The following is a 24,231-nucleotide window of genomic DNA, read 5'->3' as shown; positions in this document are numbered from 1 at the left end:
AGATGTGGACAGGGCACTGCGCAGGTCAAGGGAGCGGTACTAGGCCGAGACCATGCGGCCGGCGCTCACCTGTCAGCACTATTCCGCGTGCTCGGCCGCTGCTTGGCTCCCGCCGGCAGAAAAATGCGTCCGTCAGCGCTCGCGGCCAAACCAGAACGCGTCCGCCATGCGCGTCATGCCTATCCGTTCGTAGAAGCCGACGGCGTCGGGCACGGAAATCAGTGACATGGCGACGGATGGCCCGAGCTGCCGCCGCGCTTCGTCGAGCAGGCCCTTGCCGATGCCGAGCCCTTGCGCCGATTTGCAGACGGCGAGCTCGGAAATATAGCACACCCACGAGAAGTCGGTGATGCCTCGGGCGAGGCCAATCAGCGGCTTGCCAGGCGTATCGAGCCGCGCCGTCAACACCAGATCGGCATTGGCAAGCATCGCCTTCAGACGGAGGTCGTCATCGATAGGCCGAGTGACGCCGAGGCCGGATTCCACCAGCACGCGGCGGAACTCGGCTGCGTCGAGGGTCGGTTCGCTGGCGTAGAGAACTTTGGGACGTGTTGTCATGCCGGCCAAGGTGCACCATAGGGCGGCGGTTTTGAAGCGGTCTGTGCTCCAGGACCAAGGCCAGCCGAAAACAGCCGCCTTTTATTTGCCCGCAGCTTTGTGTAAACCGGGCGCCAACACATCCCCGCAGAGAAAAGAAGACGGGCAAGACCATGGAAAAATTCACGAAGCTCACCGGCGTTGCCGCGCCGATGCCGATCGTCAATGTCGACACCGACATGATTATTCCCAAGGATTATCTCAAGACGATCAAGCGCACCGGGCTCGGCAGCGGACTGTTTGCCGAAATGCGCTACAAGGACGACGGTTCGGAAAACCCCGACTTCGTGCTCAACAAGCCGGCCTATCGCAAGGCGCAGATCCTGGTCGCCGGCGACAATTTCGGCTGCGGCTCGTCGCGCGAACATGCGCCGTGGGCGCTGCTCGATTTCGGCATACGCTGCGTCATCTCGACCTCGTTCGCCGACATTTTCTACAACAACTGCTTCAAAAACGGCATCCTGCCGATCACCGTCAGCCCCGAGGATCTGGAGAAGCTGATGGACGACGCCTCGCGCGGTTCCAACGCAACGCTGTCGGTCGACCTCGAAGCCAAGGAAATCCGCGGACCGGACGGCGGCGTGGTCAAGTTCGACCTCGACGACTTCAAGCGGCACTGCCTGCTCAACGGGCTCGACGATATCGGCCTGACCATGGAGAAGGCCGACGCCATCGCCTCGTTCGAGAAGAAGAACGCCGCTGAACGCCCCTGGGCCTGAGCGGTACGATGACCCGGCCGCGACAGGCCGGGTTCGTGGCGGCTGAACGAGGGACAGTCATGATACGTTCGCTTCTTGCCGGCGCCTGCGCGCTGGCGTGGATTCTAATGCCGGTGACTGGCGCGCATGCACAGACCGACATGGTGCTTGTGCCGGCTTACGATGCGTCCGGCGGGGCCGCCGACCTGGGCGCGTCGAGCAATGCGGCCCTAGCCGACGATGACAGCCAAGCACCGGTCCCGTTCGAGAGTGGGCAGCTGACCATCACCCAGCAGGAAGAGTATGGCGAGAAGGTGCTGGCCTATGACGGCAAGCAGCTGGCCAGCAATTACGAGGTGTCGTTCGACAAGATCGTCAAGGTCGGCGGGGTCAACGTCGCGCTGGTCGATGTCGGCGATGGCGGCAACCAGTGCGGCCCGGCCACGGTGATCGTCTGGAAGCCAGAAGGCGGCACCGTCCAGAGCATCACGGTCGAGCAGGATGAATGTGGCGCACCGCCGGCTGCGATCTCCGACAACGCCATCTATTTCGTGCCCTACCTGCTGCCGGGCGTTTCCAAGCCGGCGCTGCAATGGTCGCCGACGGACGGGCTGACGACTTCCGGCAATCTCACCTATATGCCGGAGCCCGGCACTGACTGGAAAGACGTCGATCCGTCGAAATACGACAACGTCGTCGACGCTTTCCACAACGAGGCCGTCTACAGGCTGGCCGAGACGCTGCTCGGCAAGGAGATGCCCGAGATGGCGACCCGCCTGCTGGTCGGCGGCGGCACCGAGAAAACCGCCTCGGGCGCCTTCTATGCCAGCGGCTGCGTGCCGCACGATTGCGGCGGCAATGACGGCTTCATGGCGGTCGATCCGGCCAACAACAAGCTCTATTTCGCCCGCCGGGGCGACAAGCCCGAGCCGGACGCGTGGCCAGCTGTGAACACGTGGCCCGCCGAGGTCAGGGAGGCGATGGACAAGGCGCTCGGCTCGCCGAATTAGCTTCTTGCTTCGCGCGTTCCCGAGGCGGGGCCGAGCGGCGGCTGTCGTAACCTTAGAGCATCAACAAAAAAGCCCGGCGCATGGCCGGGCTTTCCGTCGAATAGAGATTCTATCAATCGCCATCGATCGCCGTGGCCATGCGGGCGATGGCCTGTTGATAGACGCTCGCGGAATTCCAGCCAGCAATTGCGCCCATATTCGCTTCCGCGCTCGCGCCGGCCCGCCAACCATGACCTCTGAGGAAGTTGGCGGTGGAAGCCAACGCGGTGGCCTTGTCGCGCAGATTTTTGTTGCCAACTCCATACGTCAAAACATTCCCGGGCAGGAACTGTGTGTGGCCGATCTCGCCATGCGCGGCACCGACCGACGAGGCGCTCAAAGCGCCGCTATCAACCAGCTTCAGGGCTGCAACAGCATGCGGGTAGAAGAATTCCGGGCGGCGGCAATCATAGGCAAGCGTTAAAATGGCGGAGACCGTATTCTGCTTGCCCAAGAAGGAACCGAAGCCGGTTTCCATACCCCAGATGGCGAGCAACACACCCGGCGACACGCCATAGGTCCGTTCGATCTTGCCGAACAGCGCCGCGTTCGACTTCTTCAGCGAACGGCCCTTGGAAATGATGGTGGACGCGCCACGGCGCTTCATGAAACTTTCCACCGAGCCGCTGAAAGCCTTGTGGATGGCGCGGTCGACGCCGATCGTCTTTGTTGCGTAGGTCGCGCGTGCCAGAGCGGCCAGACCCTTCGAGCCTACACCGCTGGCCTTTGCTTCCTGCGCGAACTCAGCCTTCCACGCTTCGAAGCCCGCGCCCGTATTGCCGCATTGAGCGGCCTGTGCGCCTGTTGCCGCCGCAAGCATCATCGATGCCGCCGCCGCGAAAATCTTTCCCTTGGCAAAAAATGCCATGTTGCTCTCCTGGTTGCCTGGATTTTGTCCCGAATACGAATTTGCCAGCGAAACGCCCACTTGTCACCGTTGGAGCGACGTGCGCCGCTTGGACGCAGTACGTTCCAACACTTTACAATCTGCGCATTGTGCTTCCGAAAATCGGCACCGATTTTCGAGCCGATGCGCTAAGAACTCGTTTACGCATCGCCGCCGCAGCGCTGGCGAATGCCGGACAAGTTGCTTACGATCAAGTAATTATTGTGGCGGGGGGCTAGAATATCCATGGAAGACGTTGACGTCGTGGTCATCGGCGCCGGCTCGGCGGGACTTTCCGCCGCCAAGACCCTGGCTGGGGCCGGCCTTTCCTTCAAGCTGTTCGAAGCGATGAACCGTATCGGCGGCCGCGCCTGGACCAGCGATCAGCATTTCGGCATTCCTTTCGATATCGGCTGCGCCTGGCTGCACGCGGCCGACCGCAATCCCTACTTTCCGGAGGCGCAAGCTGCCCGCTGGACGCTTCACCATCACGACATGAATGTCGATCATCTCTATTATCGCAATCGAAAGGCGAGCGAGGACGAAGAGGCCGCGATGAAAGCGGCCGATAGCAGGCTGTTCGAGCTTCTGGCTGCGCATGAGGTCAAGGTTGGTGACGACGACCGTCTTTCGGCGTTGCTCGCCAAAGGCCATGCGCCGCGCGCCGCCGCCACCTTCGCCGGGCCAATGGACTTCGGCGCCGACGAGGACGAGATCTCGATCCGCGACTTTCAGGCCGCCGCCGATCTCGATCCGAACTATTTCACCAAGGAGGGGTTCGGCGCACTGGTCGCCCGTTTCGGCGCCGACGTGCCCGTCGAGCTGTCGACGCCGGTGCGGAAAATCCTCTGGGACGTGCCTGGCGTCGCCTGCGTCACCGATCGCGGCACCATCCACGCCAAGGCGGCCATCGTCACCGCCTCGCCGGCGGTGCTCGCCTTCGAGGAGATCGAATTCTCGCCGGCGCTGCCCGACACACATTTCGCTGCCTTCTTCGACCTGCCGATGGGCATGCTGACCAAGCTGCCGGTCGAAATCAGGGGCACAAGGCTCGGGCTGGCGCCCTTCGACGACCTGCTGATCGAGCGGCTGGCCAGGCACGACATCTACTTCCTTTGCTTTCCCTTCGACCTCGACCTGATGGTCGGCTTCGTCGGCGGCGATTTCGCCTGGGAGATGTCGGCGGCGGGCGAGGCGGCAGGCGTCGACTTCGTCGTCGACCGGCTGTGCGCCATATTCGGCGGGGACGTGCGGAAACATGTCGGGCGCGCCATGATGACCAATTGGGGCGGCGAGCGGTTCGTGCGCGGCGCCTATGCGGCGGCCCGGCCCGGCCGTTCGCAGGCGCGCGCCACGCTGATGCAGCCGGTGGCGGAAAAAATCTTCTTCGCCGGCGAGCATCTGGCCGGTCCGCTGATGCAGACCTGCGGCGGCGCCAGGCTGTCGGGCGAGGCGGTGGCGAGAACGGTCGCCGCGCAACTTGCGGCAAAATAGCATTGGCAGGAACGCCGGCCGCCGACAGGCGTTTGGGCGATATGCCGCTCCGCACTATATCCGGACCTGATGATTTGAGACCTGATGATTTGAGATTGGGATGAAGCTCTTCGCTTGCCCGCATTGCGGCCACCGCCTCTATTTCGAGAACGCCCAGTGCCTGAACTGCGCCAGCCCCGTGTTGTACGATCCCGAGCATGCGCGCTTCGTGTTGTCCGGCGCCGGCGGCGTTTTCCAGTGCACCAATGCCGACGAGTGCGCCTGCAACTGGATGGCGGAACCTGGCCATGCCTTCTGCCGCGCCTGCGAGCTGAACCAGTTGATCCCGGACCTTTCGGTCGATGGCAACCGCCGTCGCTGGATCCGCGTCGAAGCGGCTAAGAAACGGGCAATCTATTCGCTGCTCGCCGCCGGACTGCCGGTCGCACCCAAGCGGAACGTCGGCGACGAGGCCGGCCTGGCCTTCGACTTCCTCGCCGATCCGATCGGCGGTCCGGGTGGCGAGCGCATCCTGACCGGCCATGACAACGGCCTGATCACACTGAATGTCGCCGAGGCGGACTCGGCCGAGCGCGAAAGACGGCGCGTCGAGATGGGCGAGAACTACCGCACTTTGCTCGGTCATTTCCGCCACGAGCTCGGCCACTATTACTGGGACCGCCTGATCCGCGACGACCCGCAACGGCTTGCCGCCTTCCGCGCATTGTTCGGCGACGAGCGCATCGATTACGAGCAGGCGCTGAAGGCCTACCATGCCAATGGTGCTGCGCCCGACTGGCAGCAGGACCACATTTCGGCCTATGCCACTTCTCATCCCTGGGAGGACTGGGCCGAGACATGGGCACACCACCTGCACATCACCGATACGCTGGAGATGGTGCACGCGCTGAATTTCCCGCTCGGCCGACTGGAAACGGTAGAGGCCAACGAGCTGTCGCGCAGCGACACCGGCGGCGAGCTGCAACCGGCGCCGTCGGAACCTGCGGCCGTTCCCGAACCGTTCGAAAAGATCCTGGCCCGCTGGCTGGTGCTGTCGGAAGCGTCCAACTCGATCAACCGCTGCATGGGCCTGCCGGACCTTTACCCCTTTGTCATCTCGGAGGTGACGGCACGGAAGCTGGCCTTCGTCCATGAACTGCTGGCTGACGTGAAAGAAACCGGAACAAAACGTGAGCCGGCCGAGGCGTTTTAGCCGGAACGCATGAAGCCCTGTTTCGTTTCCGTTCGTGAGGGACCATCAATACGGAGCGAAACCATGAACCGCATACTGTTTCCTGCTGTCGCCGGAGCGCTTGTCGCCATGTCGGGTACAGCCTTGGCCGATACCGCTGTCTCGGCTGTCGCCGATCTCAACATTCGAGCCGGCCCCGGCCCGCAATACCCGGTCATCGGCGTGCTCGCCGCCGGCCAGTCGGCAACGCTTGATGGCTGCATCCAGAACAGCAAATGGTGCACCATAGCCGAGGCCAATGGCCAGGGCTGGATCTATTCCGACTATGTGACGGCCGATTTCGGCGGCAACGAGGTCGTCCTGACCCGGCGCCCGGCCGACGCAGACATTACCATCGTCGAAGCGCCGGCCGACGTCGACGATCCCGACATCTATACCGGAGCGATCGTCGCCGGCGAGCCGATCGAGCCGATCAGGCGGCCTCCGGCCGAGGTCCGCACCTACATCGAGACCAACCGAGTCGACCCGGTCTATCTCGAGGGCGAGGTGGTTACCGGCGCGACCTTGCCCGATACCGTCGAGTTGCGCGAGATTCCGGACTACGACTACCGCTACGTCTATGTGAATGGGCAGCCGGCGCTGGTCGATCCCGGCACCCGACGCATCATGTACGTCGAGCGCTGACATCAGCGAGCAATCAGGCGGCCGCCCGGCACGAGCCGACTGCGGCCGCCTCTGTCCGCCACGTTAACCGGAGCTTCGCGCTGGAGCGGCGTGCCCGCCGCTCCAGCCTTTTGTTCGAGCGTCGGATTTTCCCAAACCGGTTCCACTTTCGGGCCCAATGCTCTAGATCATGCGACCCGATGCATCAGGCAAGGAACCCGCGTGATATCAGACCCTGTCGCGTTCGAGCGCTACCGGCGCTCTCCCAACGCCAAGACGACCCTGCCGCGGCTCCTGCTCGGAACGGCGATGGTCGTCCTGTTCTGGGTCGCGACAACCGTCGCCATGCTGTTCGGCGGCGCCTATTTCTTCGTCGTCTGGCAGGCATCGTCTGGCGCCCCGATGGAAGGAGGGGCGGTGCAGAATTTCATGGCCTCGCCCGCCGGGATCCTCGCCGCGCTCGCCTCCTTTGCCGGGATATGGCTCGGTCTGTGGGCTGCCATGCGCTGGGTCCATCGCGAACCGCTGGCGGCGCTGATCGGCACCAGCCGCCGCGTTTCGCGCTCGGGATTTCTTAGGGGATTGGCCGCGGTGTTGATCACATCGCTGCTCTCCGAAATCCTGCTCTATCTCCTGCAGCCCGAGATTGCGCGCGGCGCGATCGGCCTGTCGTCCTGGCTGCTGTTCCTGATCCCGATCGCTGCGCTGACCCTGCTGCAGACCTCGTCCGAAGAGGTGCTGTTTCGCGGCTATCTACTCAGGGGCCTGGCCAACCGGTTTCAAAGCCCCTTCATCTGGGCATTGCTGCCAGCGCTTCTGTTCACTGCGATGCATTGGAGCCCAAGCTCGACGGCCGCCATCAACGCCTGCGTGCTGGCCTCGATCGCCGCTTTTGCGCTGCTCCTGACGCTTGTGGTCTATGCCACGGGCAATCTCGGCGCGGCCTTCGGCGCTCATCTCGGCAACAATCTGACCGGTTTCCTGCTGATTTCGCATCAGCAAAGCTACAATTCCTTCGCCCTGTTCAACGCCAAGCCGCTCGAAGGCCCTGGCTGGACGACGCTTGATGCCGTCCTCATCGCGGCGATCGGCATCGTCAGTAGCCTGTCGACTGTTCTGCTGCTGCTGCATCCGCGCTCGCCGCTCAAGGTCGAGCCGGATATTTCGTAGCGCGGCGGCCCAAGCTGATGCGCATCACGCTGGTGGTGCTGCGATAAACCGAACCGGCCCGGTTCGCGTATTCGGCCCGCACCTTGACTCCGCGGCCGATTTCCTGTCTACACGCCGCGAATTCCGCGACGAGTATCCCTCCGAGCAAGCCGACCGGGACGCCGAAGCCTCTTTGAGGTGACGTGCTGTAAATCGATCCTGGAGGCCAACATCCGGCAGCGCTGTGCGCCCCCGGGTGCTTTTTGGCTTTGGGCTTTACTTGGACACTGGGCGCGAACGCATTACTTCTCGGGCATCATCCGGGTGCCAGGGAAAAGGAAAAAGAATGTTTGAATCGCTGCAAGAGCGTCTTGGTTCGATCCTGAACGGCCTCACCGGCCGCGGTGCCCTGTCCGACGCCGACGTCTCGGCGGCGCTGCGCGAGGTGCGCCGTGCGCTGCTCGAGGCCGACGTTGCGCTGGAAGTGGTACGTTCCTTCACCGACAGGGTACGCGAGAAGGCCGTCGGCGCCGCCGTGCTGAAGTCGATCAAGCCCGGCCAGATGGTCGTCAAGATCGTTCATGACGAGTTGGTCGAGATGCTGGGCGCCGAGGGCGTCGCCATCGACCTCAATGCACCGGCTCCGGTCGTCATCATGATGGTCGGCCTGCAGGGCTCCGGCAAGACCACGACATCGGCCAAGATCGCCAAGCGCCTCGGCGAGCGCCAGAACAAGAAGGTTCTGATGGCCTCGCTCGACACGCGGCGTCCCGCCGCGCAGGAGCAGCTCCGTCAGCTCGGCGAACAGGTCAAGGTCGCCACGCTGCCGATCGTCGAGGGCCAGACGCCGGTCGACATCGCCCGCCGCGCCGTGCAGGCGGCAAAGCTCGGCGGCCATGACGTCGTCATCCTCGACACCGCCGGCCGCACCCATATCGACGAGCCGCTGATGGTCGAGATGGCCGACATCAAGAAGGTGTCGTCGCCGCACGAAATTCTTTTGGTCGCCGATTCGCTGACCGGCCAGGACGCCGTCAATCTGGCGAAAAGCTTCGATGAGCGCGTCGGCATCACCGGGCTGGTGCTGACCCGCATGGACGGTGATGGCCGTGGTGGTGCAGCACTTTCCATGCGCGCCGTCACCGGCAAACCGATCAAGCTGATCGGCACCGGCGAGAAAATGGACGGGCTGGAGGAATTCCATCCCAAGCGCATCGCCGACCGCATCCTCGGCATGGGCGACATCATCAGCCTCGTCGAAAAGGCTGCCGAAAACATCGACGCCGAGCAGGCGGCGGCGATGGCCAAGAAGATGCAGTCGGGCAAATTCGACCTGAACGACCTTGCCGGCCAGCTTCAGCAGATGTCGAAGATGGGCGGCATGGGCGGCATCATGGGGATGATGCCGGGCATGGGCAAGATGAAGGATCAGATGGCCGCCGCCGGTCTCGACGACAAGATGTTCGGCCGCCAGCTCGCCATCATCTCATCGATGACCAAGGCCGAGCGCGCCAACCCCGATATTCTGAAGCACTCGCGCAAGAAGCGCATCGCCGCCGGTTCCGGCACCGATGCGGCCGAGATCAACAAGCTCCTGAAGATGCACCGCGGCATGGCCGATATGATGAAGGCGATGGGCGGCAAGGGCAAAGGCGGTGGCCTGATGCGCGGCATGATGGGCGGTCTGGCGCAGAAGATGGGCCTCGGCGGCATGATGCCAGGGGGTATGGGAGGCATTGGTGGCCCGGGCGGCATGATGGGCGGCGGCATGCCGGATCTGTCCAAGATGGACCCCAAGCAGCTCGAAGCCTTGCAAAAGCAGGCGCAGGCAGCCGGTCTCGGCGGCATGAAGGGCCTGCCCGGTGGCCTTCCCAATGGGGGTGGCGGCCTGCCTGGGCTGCCCGGCGGCATGAAGCTTCCTGGCTTGGGCGGTGGCGGGCTTCCCGGCCTTGGCAAGAAGAAGTGAGGGCGCCATGAACGAAGAAAAGGACATGGCCGACGCACGTGCGGCGCTGGTCGACTACCGCGCCTCGATCGACAACATCGACGCAGCGCTCATCTACATGCTGGCCGAGCGTTTCCGCTGCACCAAGGCGGTCGGCGAGCTGAAGGCGTCGCATGGCCTGCCGCCGGCCGATCCGGCACGCGAGCAGCAGCAGATCGCCCGCCTTCGCCAACTGGCGAAGGATGCCCATCTCGACCCGGATTTCGCGGAGAAATTCCTGAACTTCGTTGTCCGCGAAGTGATCCGACATCATGAGCACATCGCCGCATCCAACGGCGTAACGAAAACCGGCTGAGGACCAGCCGTAAACCCGAAAATCAGAGTTTTAGGAGAAAAGAAATGCCATTGAAAATCCGGCTGGCCCGTGCGGGCTCGAAGAAGCGCCCCTATTACCACGTCGTCGTCGCCGACGCCCGTTCGCCGCGCGACGGCCGTTTCATCGAGTCGCTCGGCTCGTGGAACCCGCTGCTGCCCAAGGACGGCGAGCGCGTCAAGGTCGACGCCGACCGCGTCAAGCATTGGCTCTCGCACGGCGCCCAGCCGACCGACCGCGTGCTGCGCTTCCTCGACGAGGCCGGCATTGCCAAGCGTGAGGCCCGCTCCAATCCGAAGAAGGCCGAGCCCGGCAAGAAGGCGCAGGAACGCGCCGCGCTTCTGAAGAAGGCGCAGGACGATGCAGCCGCCGCTGTTGCCGCCGCGGCAGCCGCGCCGGCCGAGGCGGAAGCCGCGACCGCCGAATAATTCGCTTTCTATCCCCTATGAACGGCGGGCGCTTTGTCCGCCGTTTTGCTGTTCCGTCCGACTTATGACGCGGCCCGATCAATAGCCTTCAGGGCAGCGGGCGATGTAGACACGCCCATCGCGACCGCGATAGCGGCACCGTCCGGGTTCGGTAGCACGACCGATCAGTGCGCCGGCGAGGGCGCCGACAGCACCACCGATCACCGCCCCTTCAACGTCGTCATCGGCCACTGCAGCGCCGACAGCAGCGCCACCCAAGCCACCGACCGCTGCGCCCTGTTCGGTCCGGGAACAGGCTGCGAGCGAGGTTGCCAATATCATCAGGACTACCAGTTTCTTCATTGTCGTTCCTCTCAAACGGGTTTTTCCGTCCTCGCCGCCACATCTTCTAACTCGCAACCAGGCGATTTGATCCGAAGACAGAAGAAGGGCGGCGGCAGACCGCGCCCTCTCCGGCGACGCGACCGCCATCGAACGGCTTTTGAAGCCGCCACTATCGGCTGAACGGGATCAGCGCGCGCACCCTGGGGTTGCGCAGGAAAAGGCCGCCCCACAAGATGAAACCGAGATAGACGCCGAACAGTGTGTGCGAAAACAGCGGGCTGCCGATACGTATATGCGTCGCGATGGCGCCACCGAGGTAGGCGGTGAGCAGGATGGCGCCAAGCACCGAGGTGCGCGGCACCGCATAAAGCGCGGTCGAGATCAGTCCGATGATGCCGAGCATGCGCGAGGCATCGGGATCGGCCGGCCAGCCGAGCTGCACCATGGTCTGGGTAACGATATCGAGCGGCGGCAGCTTGATGACGCCGTCGAAGATCATGAACAGCACGATGAGGGCGCTGAGCCCGCGGCCGGTCCACAGCGCGCCCGGCGTGACGGATGCAGTTTGAGACATGGTCATTGGTCCTCCGGTTGTTTCAAGCGCTGGCCGCTCTTCGCCAGGGTCGAACCAAGGACGCGGCGTGAGACGACGATCCGACACGCCTACGATCTTTTGAGCGCATGGTGCTGCGATGAGCGCCGGAACAAACCGTTAAGAAAAATAGAACTTTTCGGCAGGGATCATTTTCGGCGGCGGCTCGCCGAGCGATTCGAACACCGAGATTTCACAGACGCGGCACAGGCCGTCGAGGGCGAGATCGTTAGCCTCGGTGCCGAACGGGTCCTCGAGTTCTTCCGAAAGCGCGTCGAGGCCGAAGAAGGTGTAGGCGATCAGCGCCGTGAACAGCGGCGTCGCCCAGCCGGCAGTCGATGCCAGCCCAAACGGCAGCAGCAGGCAGAAGATATAGGCGGTGCGCTGCAAGAGCAGCGTGTAGGCAAACGGAAGCGGTGTCCCCATAATGCGCTCGCAGCCGGCTTGCGCTGCGGCGATTTCCGACAGGCGCTCGTCGAGGATGCGGTAGCCCATGACATCGATCGCCCCGGCCCTGTATAGCGCGGCGGCTCGCTCGCCCATACGCCGCACCATGGCGTCGGGCGGGTTGGCCAGCCTGGCGGCACTTTCGGCCTCTTCGCCGATGAACGCGCGTGCTTCGGTCGTGGCATCTACCCGCCGAAGCAGGCCGCGCAGGAAGTGGCAGAAGGCGATCGCCTCCATCAACAGGCCGCGCAGTTCCGCCGGGTTTTCGATCAGCCCGGTGCTGGCGCGCGCCAGATTGCGAATGTCGAAGACAAGCTGGCCCCACAGCTTGCGCGCTTCCCACCAGCGGTCATAGGCGGCATTGTTGCGGAAACCGAGATAGATCGACAGCGCCACACCGAGCAAGGCAAACGGCGCGGGGCCGGCATCGCCGAAGTCGAGCTTCAGCGCCCTGACCGCCAGCACCACCAGCGCGCCATAGACACCGAAGCCGAAGATCTGCGGCAGGATGCGCGGCACCACCGAGCCGCGCATGATGAAGAACAGATGCAAGAATCCCGGGCGCGGGCGAACGATCATCGAAACCCCTTTCACGGACCGGCAATGATCCTGATCGGTTCCATTGTGCGATGCAATACACGCACAAGCCCAGCCGTCAGCGACATGGCGGCGTCGCCTTGCGGGCCTGGGCCGAGCACGTTATCGAAAATCCGCAAGACATTCGGGAGCAATCGATGGCCGGCGAGACCGATCTGAAGAAACTGCTGGCAACGATGACGCCGGAATTGCGTCCCGGCACCCATGTCTTCGCCACACTGCCGCCCGATGCGCCCGTGCCGGACAGCCTCGAGCCGATGATGCTGTTTCGCGAGCGCGAGGGGACGACGGCGATCGCGCTTGAAGAGAGAGCCAAGGCCGCTGGCCTGGAGACCGTGTTCCGCTGCCGGATGGTGACGCTGAACATCCATTCGTCGCTGGAGGCGGTCGGCTTCCTCGCCGCCATCACCACGCGTCTGGCCGCCGCCGGCATCGGCGTCAATCCGGTCTCGGCCTTCTACCACGACCATTTGTTCGTGCCCGCCGACCAGGCGGAAGAGGCAATGGCGATTCTAAAGAGGCTGGCGGAGGAGAATCGGCTGTAGGCTGTATCGGCCAAGGGCCGAGCCCGCGACTGCGGGCCGCCGGCTTTCCGGCGCCCCCGCAGAGGGCCCGCCGCGGCAGCGGCGATACGGCCCGTGAGCAAAACTAAACCGGCCGAAGGCCGAGCCCGTGAGCGAGAATCAAGCCGCCTTCTTCTTCGGCTGGATCAGCCCGCGCTCGATCAGCAGCTCCGCGATCTGCACGGCGTTGAGTGCCGCGCCCTTGCGCAGATTGTCGGAGACGATCCACATCGACAGGCCGTTGTCGACGGTCGAATCCTCGCGGATGCGCGAAATGAATGTGGCATCTTCGCCGGCCGAGTCCAGCGGCGTGATGTAGCCGCCGTCCTCGCGTTTGTCGAGAACCTGGCAGCCGGGGGCATCCCGGAGAATTTCCCGCGCGTCGTCGGCGGTGATCGGCTTTTCGAATTCGATGTTGACTGCTTCCGAATGGCCAATGAACACCGGCACGCGCACGCAGGTCGCCGTCAGCTTGATCTTGGGGTCGAGCATCTTCTTGGTCTCGGCGACCATCTTCCACTCTTCCTTGGTGAAGCCGTCGTCGAGGAAGACGTCGATATGCGGGATGACGTTGAAGGCAATGCGCTTGGTGAATTTCTTGACGTCGACCTGGTCGGCGACGAACACGGCCCGCGTCTGCGTGAACAATTCGTCCATGCCTTCCTTGCCGGCGCCGGATACCGACTGGTAGGTGGCGACGACGATGCGCTTGATGGTGGCGAAGTCGTGCAGCGGCTTTAGCGCCACGACCAGTTGCGCCGTCGAGCAGTTCGGATTGGCGATGATGTTCTTGCGCGTGAACAGCGAAATCGCGTCCGGGTTCACCTCCGGCACGATCAGCGGCACGTCCTGATCGTAGCGGAAGGCCGACGAATTATCGATGACGACGCAGCCCTGCTTGCCGATCTTCGGCGACCATTCCTTCGAGACGTTGCCGCCGGCCGACATGATGCAGATGTCGGTGTCGGAAAAATCGTATTGGTCGAGCGCCCTGACCTTCAGTGTGCGGTCGCCGAACGACACTTCCGTGCCCTGGCTGCGCCGCGAGGCCAGCGCCACCACCTCGCTCACCGGAAAGCCGCGCTCTTCCAGTATGTTGAGCATTTCCCGGCCCACATTGCCCGTGGCGCCGACGATTGCAACCTTGAAACTCATCGAAATCTCCTGTCCTCTCCGCTCGGTTTTTGGAGAAAACCCGCCGACCGATGCGGGTTTCAACCCCCGGGCCGGACCCGGGAGAGGGTGGTTAGGCCAAGGGAATCAGACCGTTTTAGTGGTCGTTTTAGCCGTAGTTTTGCTGGAACGAGGAGACGCGCCGACACGCCCGGCCCAATGGTTCGCATTGCGGCCGGGGAGGTCGAATGCAAGAAGCGCCATCAAAAGGCCGCGCATCGAAACTATCCCGTTCGGTGCCGGCTTTTACGCAGTTTGCGCAAAGAGTCAATCGCGACCCGGCGAGGCGGCTTGCCCTGTACAATGGCGGCGGCGCGAAGTACGAACGATTGGATGTTCGGCTCGTGGCGCTCCTGGCGCTCGCCGACGGATGACCCATTGCGGGGCATAAAAGAATCCGAATTCCGAAAGAAGCATATGTCCAATTTCGAAGCTATTGTCCCCGCGCTTGCAAAGGCGCTGGAGAAACGCGGCTATGTCGAGCTGACGCCTGTGCAGGAGGCGGTTCTCGAGCTCGGGCAGGCCGATGCGCTGGTTTCGGCGCAGACCGGCTCTGGCAAGACCGTTGCCTTCGGCCTGGCTCTGGCGCCGACTCTTCTCGACGGCGCGGAGCGCTTTTCCCATGCCGCAGCACCGCTGGCGCTGGCCATCGCGCCGACGCGGGAGCTCGCTTTGCAGGTGACGCGCGAGCTCGAATGGCTCTATGAACCGACCGGCGCAGCGATAGCGTCCTGCGTTGGCGGCATGGACATGCGAACCGAGCGGCGCGTGCTGGAGCGCGGCGCCCATATCGTTGTCGGCACGCCCGGCCGGCTGCGCGACCACATCACCCGCAACTCGCTCGACATGTCTGAACTGAAGGCAGTGGTGCTCGACGAGGCCGACGAGATGCTCGATCTCGGCTTTCGTGAGGATCTCGAATTCATCCTCGACGCCGCCCCTGCCGAGCGCCGCACGCTGATGTTTTCGGCTACCGTGCCGCGCGCCATTGCCACACTGGCCAAAGGCTACCAGCGCGATGCGGTGCGCATCTCGGCCTCCGGCGAGGAGAAGCAGCATCTCGACATCGAATACCGGGCGCTGAGCGTAGCTCAGCCCGATCGGGAAAACGCCATCATCAACGTGCTGCGCTATTACGAGGCGAAGAACGCACTGGTGTTCTGCAACACGCGCGCCGCCGTCAATCACCTGACCGCGCGCTTCAACAACCGCAACTTTTCCGTCGTGGCGCTTTCGGGCGAGCTGAGTCAGAACGAGCGCAGCCACGCGCTGCAGTCGATGCGCGACGGCCGCGCCAAGGTCTGCATCGCCACCGACGTGGCGGCACGCGGCATCGACCTGCCCAACCTTGAACTGGTGATCCATGCCGACCTGCCGACCAATCCGGAGACGCTGCTGCACCGAAGCGGGCGGACGGGACGGGCGGGACGCAAAGGTGTCAGCGCGCTGATCGTGCCCAACAGTGCCCGCAGGCGCACCGAACGGCTGCTGCAAAGTGCCGGCCTTGCGGCGACATGGGCAAGCCCGCCTTCGGCCGACGACGTGCTGCGTCGCGACGACGAGCGCATCCTCGCCGACCCGGTCTTCAGCGAACCGGTGAAGGAAGAGGAGCGCGGCTTCATCAATGCGCTTCTCGAGCAGCACGGCCCCGAACAGGTGGCCGCCGCGTTCGTGCGCTTGTGCCGCTCCAGCCGCTCGGCGCCCGAGGATCTTCTTGACGTCGTGCCGTTCACGCCGTCGGGCGACAAGTTTGCGCGCAGGGACGAGGCGCCCAGCCGCCGCGACGATTTCGGCGACAGCGTCTGGTTCTCGCTGTCGGTGGGACGCCGGCAGAATGCCGAGCCGCGCTGGCTGATCCCGATGCTGTGCCGGACCGGCGGTATCAGCAAGCGCGAGATCGGTGCCATCAAGATGCAGCCTAAGGAAACCTTCGTGCAGATCGCGGCGGATTGGGCTGACCGGTTTCTCCAGGCGATTGGCCCCGACCGCAAGCTGCAGAACAACATCGCGGTGAAGCGGCTGGACGGCACGCCCGACCTGTCGCGGGCCGGCTATCAGGAACCGCGACCCGACAAGAAGCCGCACCGCGGCAAGCGGACGTTCGACCAGAATGCGCCCAAATTCGAGAAGCGCGCACCATCAGCCGATCAGCGCGCTGCCGCGTTCGAGGCAAAGCCCTGGGCGGGGAAGGTAGGCAAGCCGAAATTCGACAAGACCGGACCCGCCAAGAACAAGAAATCGAAGAAGCGGCCGGCTTAGTTCCTCGACACGGTAATCTTAACAGGTCGGAGGCCGGCCGAGTGAACGTCGATTGCTGCGTTCCGTGTCAAATCGCAAACCTCTAGGATTGACCGGAACGTCCCTCACTTCGTCATTCCCAGGGTCTGCGCTCCGCTTCGCGTTCGCTCCGCCCGGGGATGATGAAAGCATGGGCCACCTGCTCATAGCCGATGCACGGCGTCTTCGCACGCACCCCTTGCGGTCTGCCGCAACTTTGAACAGTCTGGCCAGCGGGACGAGGGGCAGGGCATGCGCGGCGAAGTGCTTCACTATGACGAGGACCAGGGTTTTGGTTTCATCGCCGGAGCCGACGGCAACCGCTACACGTTCGCGCGCGAGGATCTGCGCCGAGAGGCGACGATAGGCAGGGGCACGGCCATCGAGTTCCAGCCGGCTGGCGGACGGGCACGCGACGTTTTTTCGATCCGTGCCCAGGCTGCCAGTCCGCCTGCCGCAACCGCCGCCCCGACTCAAACCGGCAATGCGCCCGGGGCGCCGCAACATTTCGGCCGGTCCGCTGAAAGGCGTCCCGCCTCGGCTACCGGATTGTGGGATTATTTCTGGCGGGGCCTGACTGAAAATTACTTCAACTTCGCCGGCCGTGCCCGCCGCAAGGAATATTGGGGCTTTTGCCTGTTCTGGACGATCGCGCTGATTGTGGTCGTCGGCATCGGCCTCTTCCTCGACGATGCCATGGGTCATCTTGACGAATTGCCGGCAGTGGCGGTCGGTCTTTGCGGCGCGTTTGTGCTGGCGACAATCCCGCCATGGATCGGACTGAACGTGCGTCGCCTGCACGATATCGGCTTGACCGGCTGGCTTTTTCTGGTGGTGTTCATCCCGACTATCGGCTGGCTGATCATCCTGGTCTTCGCGCTGATCCCGACGCAGGCTCGTGAAAACCAGTGGGGCCCGGTGCCGGCGGGGGTGAAGACCAGTTAGTCCTGACCTGAGTTAGTCTGCCAAGGCTGCTCGCTCAAGGCGACTCGCTCGACGAGCTGGAAGTCTTTCAGAGCACGACCACGAAGCGCTTTCTTGTGGGCCGCGATTGCGCGTGTTGCAACAATTTCAAACTTCGATCCGTCATAGGCAATTTCGCAGTCAACCACCTCATCCGGCCAAAGCCAGATCGAGAGAAGCATCTCGCTCTGCTCAGAAATGCTGCCGATCAGATAGAGTTTGCCTCTCTCGGCTGAAGGTCGTTCGCAAACTAGCTGCAGCAACGATGCGAGGTGCTGGCGCCGCGAAAGTCCGCTTGGCGTTTGTGCCCGCCAAGAACATCCCTTTCGATGGCGCGTCGTACCTCGCCCATATGTCTGTCAGCCCAGGAACTTGGCGATGATCGCATCGCCCATCTCAGTGGTGCCGACCTCGGTCATCCCTGGCGAATGAATATCCCTGGTGCGCAGGCCGTCGTCGAGCACGGCGGCGATGGCGCTTTCCAGGCGATCGGCTTCAGCCACCATGCCGAAGGAATAGCGCATGCACATGGCGAAGGAGGCGATCATGGCGATCGGGTTGGCGATGCCCTTGCCCGCGATGTCGGGCGCCGAACCGTGTACCGGTTCGTACAGCGCCTTGCGCTTTTTCGTCTTGGCATCCGGCGCGCCGAGCGACGCCGAAGGCAGCATGCCGATCGAGCCGGTCAGCATGGCGGCGATGTCGGACAGCATGTCGCCGAACAGATTGTCGGTGACGATGACGTCGAACTGCTTGGGCCAGCGCACCAGCTGCATGCCGCCGGCATCGGCCAGCATGTGGTCGAGCTTGACGTCGGCATATCTGGCCTTGTGGGTCTGGGTGACGACCTCGTTCCACAGAACGCCTGATTTCATCACATTGCGCTTTTCCATCGAAGTAACGTGGTTCTTGCGTGTCCGCGCCAGCTCGAAGGCAACGCCCGAAATGCGCTCGATCTCGAACGTGTCGTAGACCTGCGTGTCGATGCCGCGCTTCTGGCCGTTGCCGAGATCGATGATCTGCTTGGGCTCGCCGAAATAGACGCCGCCTGTGAGCTCGCGCACGATCAGAATGTCGAGCCCTTCGACCACTTCCTGCTTGAGCGAGGAGGACGCCGCCAGCGCCGGATAGCAGATGGCCGGTCTGAGATTGGCGAACAGCTCCATTTCCTTGCGCAGCCGCAGCAACCCGGCTTCCGGGCGCACTTCATACGGCACCGCATCCCATTTCGGCCCGCCGACGGCGCCGAACAGCACCGCGTCGGCGGCCATCGCCTTGGCCATGTCGGCATCGGAAATCGCTGCGCCATGCGCGTCATAGGCGCAGCCGCCGACCAGCCCCTCATCGGTGACGAAACCGCTGCCGAGCTTGACGTTCATGGCGGCGATCAGCTTCTTCACCTCGGCCATGGCCTCGGGGCCGATGCCGTCGCCGGCGAGCAGGAGAAGATTTTTCGAAGCCATCAGAACCGTCCTAAACTGTGGCGCATGACCCCGAAATCGGAATCGATTTCGGAAAGGATCATGCGCAGAACCAAAATTCTACAGCGTCCTTTGCGCGTCCAAAAGGACGCGCGGCGCTGTCGTGAGCCGCGGCCTTGCTAAACGCCAAGCGGGCTATGCGCAAGCGTTTGGTTCAGAGCATCTTGGCGATCCTCGTGCTCCCATCAGTCCTGCCGGGGGGGCGCTTTCCTGCCGACGTCGCGCAAGCTTCTGCACCGCCGCCGCGCTCAGGCCTTGCGCTTGAGCGCCGTCACTTCGATCTCGATCTTCATTTCCGGCTTGTTGAGCTGGCAGACGATCATCGTTGCCGCCGGCCTGATGTCGCCAAAGGCATCGCCGAGGATCGGAAAGACGATGTCGACGAAAGCCGCGTCGGTGACGTAGTAATGCGCCCGCACCACATCGGCCATCTCGAAGCCGCCGTCCTGCAGCGCCTTGGCGATCGTCGCCAGGCAATTGCGCGTCTGCGCCTCGACCGTCTCCGGCATCGACATGGTCACATAGTCGTAGCCGGTCGTTCCGGAAACGAAACACCAGTCGCCCTGGACCACGGCGCGCGAATAACCGGCGATCTTTTCGAAGGGCGAGCCGGTGGAGATCAGTTTTCGCATGATTCCCTCGCATAATCGTTAGGCAATGTTGAGCTGAAGAAGAGCCTTCCGGCCATGGGCCAGACGGGGCGGATCGACAGTGCAAAAACCCTGATAGGCATCGGGCCGACGCAGTTGGAAGCCGACCGGCAGCGAACGTCGATAGTTTTTCGGCGGCCAATTTCAGTGGCAAATCGCAAATTTTCGAGATTAGCCGAACACCCCTCCGTTCGTCATCCCAGGGCGGAGCAAGGAGCGAAGCGACGCGGCGCAGACCCTGGGATCCATGCCGTTACCTCGCGGCAGTGCTCCTGCGGACCAGAACCGAACGCTACCACCCCGTTCCGCGAAAAAGCTCGAACCACTCTGGATTGGTCTTCTCGATCAGTTCGATCTTCCACTGGCGCGGCCAGCGCTTCAGCGACTTCTCGCGCTGGATGGCGTCACGAATGCCGAAATGTTCTTCTACCAGACCAGACGCTGCACGCCGTAGCGGCTGGTGAAGCGCGAGCCTTGGCCGGATTTGTGCTCCGGCATGCGGCGGCCGAGATCGTTGGTGACGCCGATATAGATCGTGCCACGCTTCTGGCTCGCGGTCATGTAGGCATAGCCGGTCATCATTGAAGGGTAGCTGGCGCAGTGGCGGATACAAGCGCCATTCTGAGCCGCTGCATTCTTCGGCTGAGGTAACGGCATGGATCCCAGGGTCTGCGCCGCGTCGCTTCGCTCCTTGCTCCGCCCTGGGATGACGAACACGTGGTGGGCCTAACGCTAATCGCGAGCGTTGGAGACTTGCGGCCGGAAGCCGATCGGCAGCGGTCCACAGTTCTTTCCAGGCTCAGCCAAAGAGCCGAATCCCTCTGCGCAGAGAAACTGGCTAGCTTTTTCGATTACGCGCGGCAAGCGTCCGCAGCCTCAGCGCATTGAGGCGGATGAAGCCTTCGGCGTCCTTCTGGTCGTAGGCGCCGCGGTCGTCCTCGAAGGTGACCAGCGCGTCGGAATAGAGCGTCTTCTTCGACTTGCGGCCGGTGACGATGACGTTGCCCTTGTAGAGCTTCAGCCGCACCGTGCCTTCGACATCCTCCTGGCTCTTGTCGATCATCGCCTGCAGCATCAGGCGCTCGGGCGCGAACCAGAAGCCGTTGTAGATCAGCTCGGCATAGCGCGGCATGAACTCGTCCTTGAGGTGGGCGGCGCCACGGTCCAGGGTGATCGATTCGATCGCCCGGTGGGCTGATATCAGGATGGTGCCGCCAGGGGTCTCGTAGACGCCGCGCGATTTCATGCCGACGAAACGGTTCTCGACAAGGTCGAGCCGGCCGATGCCGTTGTCGCGGCCGAGATCGTTGAGCGCCGCCAGCATCGTCGCCGGTGACAGCTTCGTGCCATCGAGCGCGATCGGATCGCCCTTCAGGAATTCGATTTCGATCTCGGTGACCTTGTCCGGCGCGTCCATCGGCGAGATGGTGCGCTGATGGACGAATTCCGGCGGCTCGCTCCACGGATCTTCCAGCACTTTGCCCTCGGAAGACGAATGCAGAAGATTGGCGTCGACCGAAAACGGCGCGTCGCCCCTCTTGTCCTTCGGCACCGGGATCTGGTGCTGCTCGGCGAAGTTGATCAGGTCGGTGCGCGACTTGAACGACCAATCGCGCCATGGCGCGATGACCTTGATGTCGGGGTTGAGCGCATAGGCCGAAAGCTCGAAGCGGACCTGGTCGTTGCCCTTGCCGGTGGCGCCGTGGGCGATCGCATCGGCGCCGGTTTCTTTGGCGATCTCGACGAGGTGCTTGGAGATCAGCGGCCGCGCGATCGAGGTGCCGAGCAAATAGGTGCCTTCATAGACGGCATTGGCGCGGAACATCGGGAACACGAAGTCGGAAACGAACTCCTCGCGGACATCCATGATACGGATGTCCTTGATGCCCATCATCTCGGCCTTGCGCCGCGCCGGCTCCAGCTCGCCGCCCTGGCCGAGATCGGCGGTGAAGGTGACGACCTCGGCGCCGAGCTCGGTCTGCAGCCATTTCAGGATGATGGAAGTGTCGAGGCCGCCGGAATAGGCGAGCACGACCTTCTTGACGGCTTTTGCTTTTGACATGCTGGGGGACATTGTTGGCGGTTCCGCGAAAAGGGTTCTCGGCGGGCGAGGTATCACGCCAATTCCGGCTAGTGCAAGGGACGAAGGGTGCGACAGGCACGCTGGATCAGCTATTGCGCGGTCCAATCGCTGGCGCAGGCACGCTGCCTGCGCTATAGGCTTCGCCGTCTTACGCCTCCAAAGGCCCGCCCATGTCCTTCATTCCCGACACCACGACGCTGATCCAGTTCGCCATCGCCACCGTGATCCTGGCGATCACTCCGGGGCCTGATATGACGCTGTTCGTGTCGCGCACGCTGAGCCAGGGCCGCGCCGCCGGCTTTGCCTCGATGGCCGGCGCGCTGTGTGGTACGCTGATCCACACGACGCTGGTGGTGGTCGGCGTCTCGGCGCTGATCGTCGCCTCGCCGGGGGCCTTTCTTGCGCTCAAGATTTTCGGCGCCGGCTATCTCGTCTTCCTGGCCTGGCAGGCAATCACCAGGGGGTCGGCCTTTTCGCCGGAGAAGAAGAGCGGGCCTGAGATTTCTCTGTTCCGCACCTGGGCGGCAGGGCTCGGCGTCAATCTGCTCAACCCGAAGATCATCCTGTTCTTCATGACTTTCCTGCCGCAATTCGTCTCCGCCCATGATCCGAACGCGCCCGGAAAGCTGTTCTTCCTCGGCGCGATGTTTATCGTGCTGTCGATCCCGGTGACGGCGCCAATGGTTTTTGCAGCGGAGAAGTTTTCGACGGCGATGAAGGCCAGCCCGCGGGTGACGCGCGCCGTCGACTATCTGTTCGCCGGGGTGTTTTCGGCCTTCGCGCTCAAGATCCTGACGGCCCAGGCGAAATAGGATTTCCGATTTCGCGCCAGCTTCCGGCCGAGCGCCCGGCGCTCAGCCAGTAGAAAATGCCGCCGACAATGCCGCAGCCAATCACCGCCAGCATGACGCTGGTGCTGGTGACCTCGAAATTGGCGTCGGCCGTCTGGTGGACGAAGCCGAGGAAAACCGCGGCGACCGCAGCACCCGCCAGCGCATAGAACAGCCAGTCGCGCCGGCCGAAGATTTCGGAGACGAGGATGGCGATGGCCGCCGGCATGAAGGCGAAATAGGCGACGAACAGCGCGACGAAGGGGACGGAAACCCATAGCGAGGCCTGCGCCGCCGGTTGCGTCTCGTCCGTCATCAGCCCCAGCGACGCCAGAAACATGATGTTGAGGAAGGCGCTGGCCGCCAGCGCGGCGACGACATAGCCGATCAGGATGACGGCGAAGCGAATGAGATAGGCGACAAGGCGGTTCATGCCTCGCCGTGCCCCGCGATCATCATCGCTTCCAGCGCCAGCCGGTCGACCTTGCGCATGCGCTCGGACTCCGACTTGAGCTGGCCGCAAGCGGCGAGGATGTCGCGGCCGCGCGGCGTGCGGATCGGCGAAGCATAGCCGGCATTGTTGATGTAGTCGGCGAATTTCTCGATCGTCTCCCAGTCCGAGCACTGGTAGTTGGTGCCTGGCCACGGGTTGAACGGGATCAGATTGATCTTGGCCGGAATGCCCTTGAGCAGCCTGATCAGCCCCTTGGCGTCCTCGATCGAATCGTTGACGTCCTTCAGCATCACATATTCGAAAGTGATGCGGCGGGCGTTCGACAGGCCGGGATAGGCGCGGCAGGCGGCGATCAGCTCTTTCAACGGATATTTTTTGTTGATCGGCACCAAAAGGTCGCGCAGATCGTCGTTGGTGGCGTGCAGCGAGATCGCCAGCATGACGCCGATCTCCTCGCCGGTGCGGAAGATTTCCGGCACGACGCCGGAGGTCGACAGCGTAATGCGTCTTTTCGACAGGGAAAGCCCGTCGCCGTCGGACGCGATCAGCAGCGCCTTCTTCACCGCCTCGAAATTGTAGAGCGGCTCGCCCATGCCCATCATGACGACGTTGGACACTTTCCGACCCTCGGCCGGCACGATGGCGCCGTCCGGCGTGTCGCGGTCGGGGAAATCGCCGAGCCGGTCGCGGGCGGTCAAAAGCTGGGCGAGAATTTCCTCTGATGTCAGGTTGCGCACCAGCTTCTGCGTGCCGGTGTGGCAGAAGGAGCAGGTCAGCGTGCAGCCGACCTGCGAGGAGATGCAGAGCGTGCCGCGGCCTTCTTCGGGAATGTAGACGGTCTCGATTTCGACGGGCCGGCCGGCGCCGCGCGGCGGAAAGCGAAACAGCCATTTGCGCGTGCCGTCGGAGGAAATCTGCTCCTCGACGATCTCGGGCCTGGCGACGGTGAAATGCTTGTCGAGCTCGGCGCGCAAATCCTTGGAGATGTTGAACATGCCGGCAAAGTCGGAGACGCCGCGCACATACATCCAGTGCCAGAGCTGTTGGGCGCGCATTTTGGCCTGGCGCTCCGGCACGATGCCTGATGCAACGAGTGCTGCGCCAAGCTCGGCCCGGGTCAGGCCGATCAGCGACGGTTTTTCGGCCGGCGTGGCGCGGGCGCGCAACGCGTCACGGGGGCCCTCAGTGGTAAGATCGAGCGAAAAGGTCATGGTTGCGCCAATATAAGCGATTTACGGCCGATTACAGCATCGTGCTGGAAATGAAGCGCGGCGCATAGCACAGGTTGATGGCCGAGTCATGGGTGGCGGCGGCGCAAGGCCCGCCGCGATGTGGCCGCCGACG

26 protein-coding genes and 1 pseudogene are annotated in these 24,231 nt (G+C 63.4%); 14 read left to right on the top strand and 13 right to left on the bottom strand.

Annotated elements, in window-relative coordinates; all coding sequences use genetic code 11:
- Positions 1–132: 132 nt before the first annotated feature.
- The gene (locus EOA78_RS08930) at positions 133–558 is read right to left on the bottom strand and encodes a GNAT family N-acetyltransferase (protein ID WP_127314827.1); all 426 of its coding nucleotides are present in this window, start codon (positions 556–558) and stop codon (positions 133–135) included.
- 152 nt (positions 559–710) lie between these two features.
- Between EOA78_RS08930 and leuD the strand changes: the two genes are divergently transcribed.
- Entirely contained in the window at positions 711–1,316 is a 606-nt protein-coding gene (gene leuD / locus EOA78_RS08925; protein WP_127314826.1) for a 3-isopropylmalate dehydratase small subunit, read from the top strand.
- 59 nt (positions 1,317–1,375) lie between these two features.
- On the top strand, positions 1,376–2,305 hold the full coding sequence (locus EOA78_RS08920) for a hypothetical protein (RefSeq protein WP_127314825.1): 930 nt from the start codon (positions 1,376–1,378) through the stop codon (positions 2,303–2,305).
- Positions 2,306–2,417: 112 nt separating this feature from the next.
- Here the strand turns inward: EOA78_RS08920 and EOA78_RS08915 are convergent, their stop codons facing one another.
- The gene (locus tag EOA78_RS08915; protein ID WP_127314824.1) at positions 2,418–3,212 is read right to left on the bottom strand and encodes a lytic transglycosylase domain-containing protein; all 795 of its coding nucleotides are present in this window, start codon (positions 3,210–3,212) and stop codon (positions 2,418–2,420) included.
- A gap of 264 nt (positions 3,213–3,476) precedes the next feature.
- Here EOA78_RS08915 and EOA78_RS08910 point away from each other — a divergent pair, with 264 nt between their 5' ends.
- From EOA78_RS08910 to rpsP, 7 genes are all read left to right on the top strand, one after another.
- The gene (locus EOA78_RS08910) at positions 3,477–4,724 is read left to right on the top strand and encodes an NAD(P)/FAD-dependent oxidoreductase (protein WP_127314823.1); all 1,248 of its coding nucleotides are present in this window, start codon (positions 3,477–3,479) and stop codon (positions 4,722–4,724) included.
- Between the two features lie 100 nt (positions 4,725–4,824).
- Positions 4,825–5,916 (top strand): putative zinc-binding metallopeptidase, encoded by a 1,092-nt coding sequence (locus tag EOA78_RS08905; RefSeq protein ID WP_127314822.1) that lies wholly within the window; start codon positions 4,825–4,827, stop codon positions 5,914–5,916.
- Positions 5,917–5,979: 63 nt separating this feature from the next.
- The gene (locus EOA78_RS08900; RefSeq protein WP_127314821.1) at positions 5,980–6,579 is read left to right on the top strand and encodes a DUF1236 domain-containing protein; all 600 of its coding nucleotides are present in this window, start codon (positions 5,980–5,982) and stop codon (positions 6,577–6,579) included.
- A gap of 201 nt (positions 6,580–6,780) precedes the next feature.
- Complete coding sequence (locus tag EOA78_RS08895; protein ID WP_127314820.1) at positions 6,781–7,728, top strand: type II CAAX endopeptidase family protein; 948 nt, start codon at positions 6,781–6,783, stop codon at positions 7,726–7,728.
- A 325-nt stretch (positions 7,729–8,053) separates the two neighbouring features.
- A complete protein-coding gene (ffh, locus tag EOA78_RS08890) occupies positions 8,054–9,673 on the top strand; it encodes a signal recognition particle protein (RefSeq protein WP_127314819.1) in 1,620 nt (539 codons plus the stop codon).
- Positions 9,674–9,680: 7 nt separating this feature from the next.
- Positions 9,681–10,007 carry a chorismate mutase gene (locus EOA78_RS08885; RefSeq protein ID WP_065007303.1) on the top strand — a complete coding sequence of 109 codons (327 nt, stop codon included), beginning with the start codon at positions 9,681–9,683 and terminating at the stop codon, positions 10,005–10,007.
- 44 nt (positions 10,008–10,051) lie between these two features.
- Positions 10,052–10,453, top strand: coding sequence for a 30S ribosomal protein S16 (rpsP, locus tag EOA78_RS08880; protein WP_027153676.1), 402 nt, complete (start codon positions 10,052–10,054; stop codon positions 10,451–10,453).
- A gap of 78 nt (positions 10,454–10,531) precedes the next feature.
- On the opposite strand, the gene EOA78_RS08875 is transcribed toward rpsP, so the two are convergent.
- From EOA78_RS08875 to EOA78_RS08865, 3 genes are all read right to left on the bottom strand, one after another.
- Positions 10,532–10,795 (bottom strand): YMGG-like glycine zipper-containing protein, encoded by a 264-nt coding sequence (locus tag EOA78_RS08875; RefSeq protein ID WP_065007301.1) that lies wholly within the window; start codon positions 10,793–10,795, stop codon positions 10,532–10,534.
- 151 nt (positions 10,796–10,946) lie between these two features.
- Positions 10,947–11,357, bottom strand: a complete 411-nt coding sequence (locus EOA78_RS08870; RefSeq protein WP_127314818.1) for a DoxX family protein — start codon at positions 11,355–11,357, stop codon at positions 10,947–10,949.
- Between the two features lie 132 nt (positions 11,358–11,489).
- The gene (locus EOA78_RS08865) at positions 11,490–12,395 is read right to left on the bottom strand and encodes a bestrophin family ion channel (protein ID WP_127314817.1); all 906 of its coding nucleotides are present in this window, start codon (positions 12,393–12,395) and stop codon (positions 11,490–11,492) included.
- Positions 12,396–12,550: 155 nt separating this feature from the next.
- On the opposite strand from EOA78_RS08865, the gene EOA78_RS08860 reads away from it, so the two are divergent.
- The gene (locus tag EOA78_RS08860) at positions 12,551–12,958 is read left to right on the top strand and encodes an ACT domain-containing protein (RefSeq protein ID WP_127314816.1); all 408 of its coding nucleotides are present in this window, start codon (positions 12,551–12,553) and stop codon (positions 12,956–12,958) included.
- A gap of 138 nt (positions 12,959–13,096) precedes the next feature.
- Here EOA78_RS08860 and EOA78_RS08855 read toward each other — a convergent pair whose 3' ends face one another.
- Positions 13,097–14,131, bottom strand: a complete 1,035-nt coding sequence (locus EOA78_RS08855; protein WP_127314815.1) for an aspartate-semialdehyde dehydrogenase — start codon at positions 14,129–14,131, stop codon at positions 13,097–13,099.
- A 206-nt stretch (positions 14,132–14,337) separates the two neighbouring features.
- On the opposite strand from EOA78_RS08855, the gene EOA78_RS35885 reads away from it, so the two are divergent.
- The 3 genes from EOA78_RS35885 to EOA78_RS08845 all read left to right on the top strand — a co-directional run bounded on the left by EOA78_RS35885 (position 14,338) and on the right by EOA78_RS08845 (position 17,371).
- Positions 14,338–14,523 (top strand): hypothetical protein, encoded by a 186-nt coding sequence (locus EOA78_RS35885; RefSeq protein WP_164783680.1) that lies wholly within the window; start codon positions 14,338–14,340, stop codon positions 14,521–14,523.
- Between the two features lie 43 nt (positions 14,524–14,566).
- Positions 14,567–16,408: a DEAD/DEAH box helicase gene (locus tag EOA78_RS08850; protein ID WP_127314814.1), complete on the top strand. Its 1,842-nt coding sequence runs from the start codon at positions 14,567–14,569 to the stop codon at positions 16,406–16,408.
- Positions 16,409–16,678: 270 nt separating this feature from the next.
- Complete coding sequence (locus EOA78_RS08845) at positions 16,679–17,371, top strand: DUF805 domain-containing protein (RefSeq protein ID WP_127314813.1); 693 nt, start codon at positions 16,679–16,681, stop codon at positions 17,369–17,371.
- Here the strand turns inward: EOA78_RS08845 and EOA78_RS08840 are convergent.
- The 5 genes and pseudogenes from EOA78_RS08840 to EOA78_RS08820 all read right to left on the bottom strand — a co-directional run bounded on the left by EOA78_RS08840 (position 17,368) and on the right by EOA78_RS08820 (position 21,582).
- A complete protein-coding gene (locus EOA78_RS08840) occupies positions 17,368–17,652 on the bottom strand; it encodes a hypothetical protein (protein WP_164783679.1) in 285 nt (94 codons plus the stop codon). The two genes, EOA78_RS08845 and EOA78_RS08840, sit on opposite strands and share 4 nt — an antisense overlap.
- Positions 17,653–17,748: 96 nt before the next feature.
- The gene (gene leuB / locus EOA78_RS08835) at positions 17,749–18,852 is read right to left on the bottom strand and encodes a 3-isopropylmalate dehydrogenase (RefSeq protein ID WP_127314811.1); all 1,104 of its coding nucleotides are present in this window, start codon (positions 18,850–18,852) and stop codon (positions 17,749–17,751) included.
- Between the two features lie 266 nt (positions 18,853–19,118).
- The gene (locus EOA78_RS08830) at positions 19,119–19,502 is read right to left on the bottom strand and encodes a RidA family protein (RefSeq protein ID WP_127314810.1); all 384 of its coding nucleotides are present in this window, start codon (positions 19,500–19,502) and stop codon (positions 19,119–19,121) included.
- 310 nt (positions 19,503–19,812) lie between these two features.
- Positions 19,813–20,099 (bottom strand): annotated as a pseudogene (locus EOA78_RS08825) (GIY-YIG nuclease family protein).
- Positions 20,100–20,358: 259 nt separating this feature from the next.
- On the bottom strand, positions 20,359–21,582 hold the full coding sequence (locus EOA78_RS08820) for an argininosuccinate synthase (RefSeq protein ID WP_127314855.1): 1,224 nt from the start codon (positions 21,580–21,582) through the stop codon (positions 20,359–20,361).
- 191 nt (positions 21,583–21,773) lie between these two features.
- Between EOA78_RS08820 and EOA78_RS08815 the strand changes: the two genes are divergently transcribed.
- The gene (locus tag EOA78_RS08815; protein ID WP_127314809.1) at positions 21,774–22,415 is read left to right on the top strand and encodes a LysE family translocator; all 642 of its coding nucleotides are present in this window, start codon (positions 21,774–21,776) and stop codon (positions 22,413–22,415) included.
- Here the strand turns inward: EOA78_RS08815 and EOA78_RS08810 are convergent.
- On the bottom strand, positions 22,387–22,866 hold the full coding sequence (locus tag EOA78_RS08810; RefSeq protein ID WP_127314808.1) for a hypothetical protein: 480 nt from the start codon (positions 22,864–22,866) through the stop codon (positions 22,387–22,389). The genes EOA78_RS08815 and EOA78_RS08810 overlap by 29 nt on opposite strands.
- The gene (gene rlmN, locus EOA78_RS08805; RefSeq protein WP_127314807.1) at positions 22,863–24,098 is read right to left on the bottom strand and encodes a 23S rRNA (adenine(2503)-C(2))-methyltransferase RlmN; all 1,236 of its coding nucleotides are present in this window, start codon (positions 24,096–24,098) and stop codon (positions 22,863–22,865) included. Before rlmN ends, EOA78_RS08810 begins: the two co-directional genes overlap by 4 nt.
- Positions 24,099–24,231: the final 133 nt, after the last annotated feature.

Source organism: Mesorhizobium sp. M5C.F.Cr.IN.023.01.1.1, from assembly GCF_003997585.1.
Classification (GTDB): domain Bacteria; phylum Pseudomonadota; class Alphaproteobacteria; order Rhizobiales; family Rhizobiaceae; genus Mesorhizobium; species Mesorhizobium wenxiniae.
This window is presented reverse-complemented; position numbering and strand designations above follow the sequence as displayed.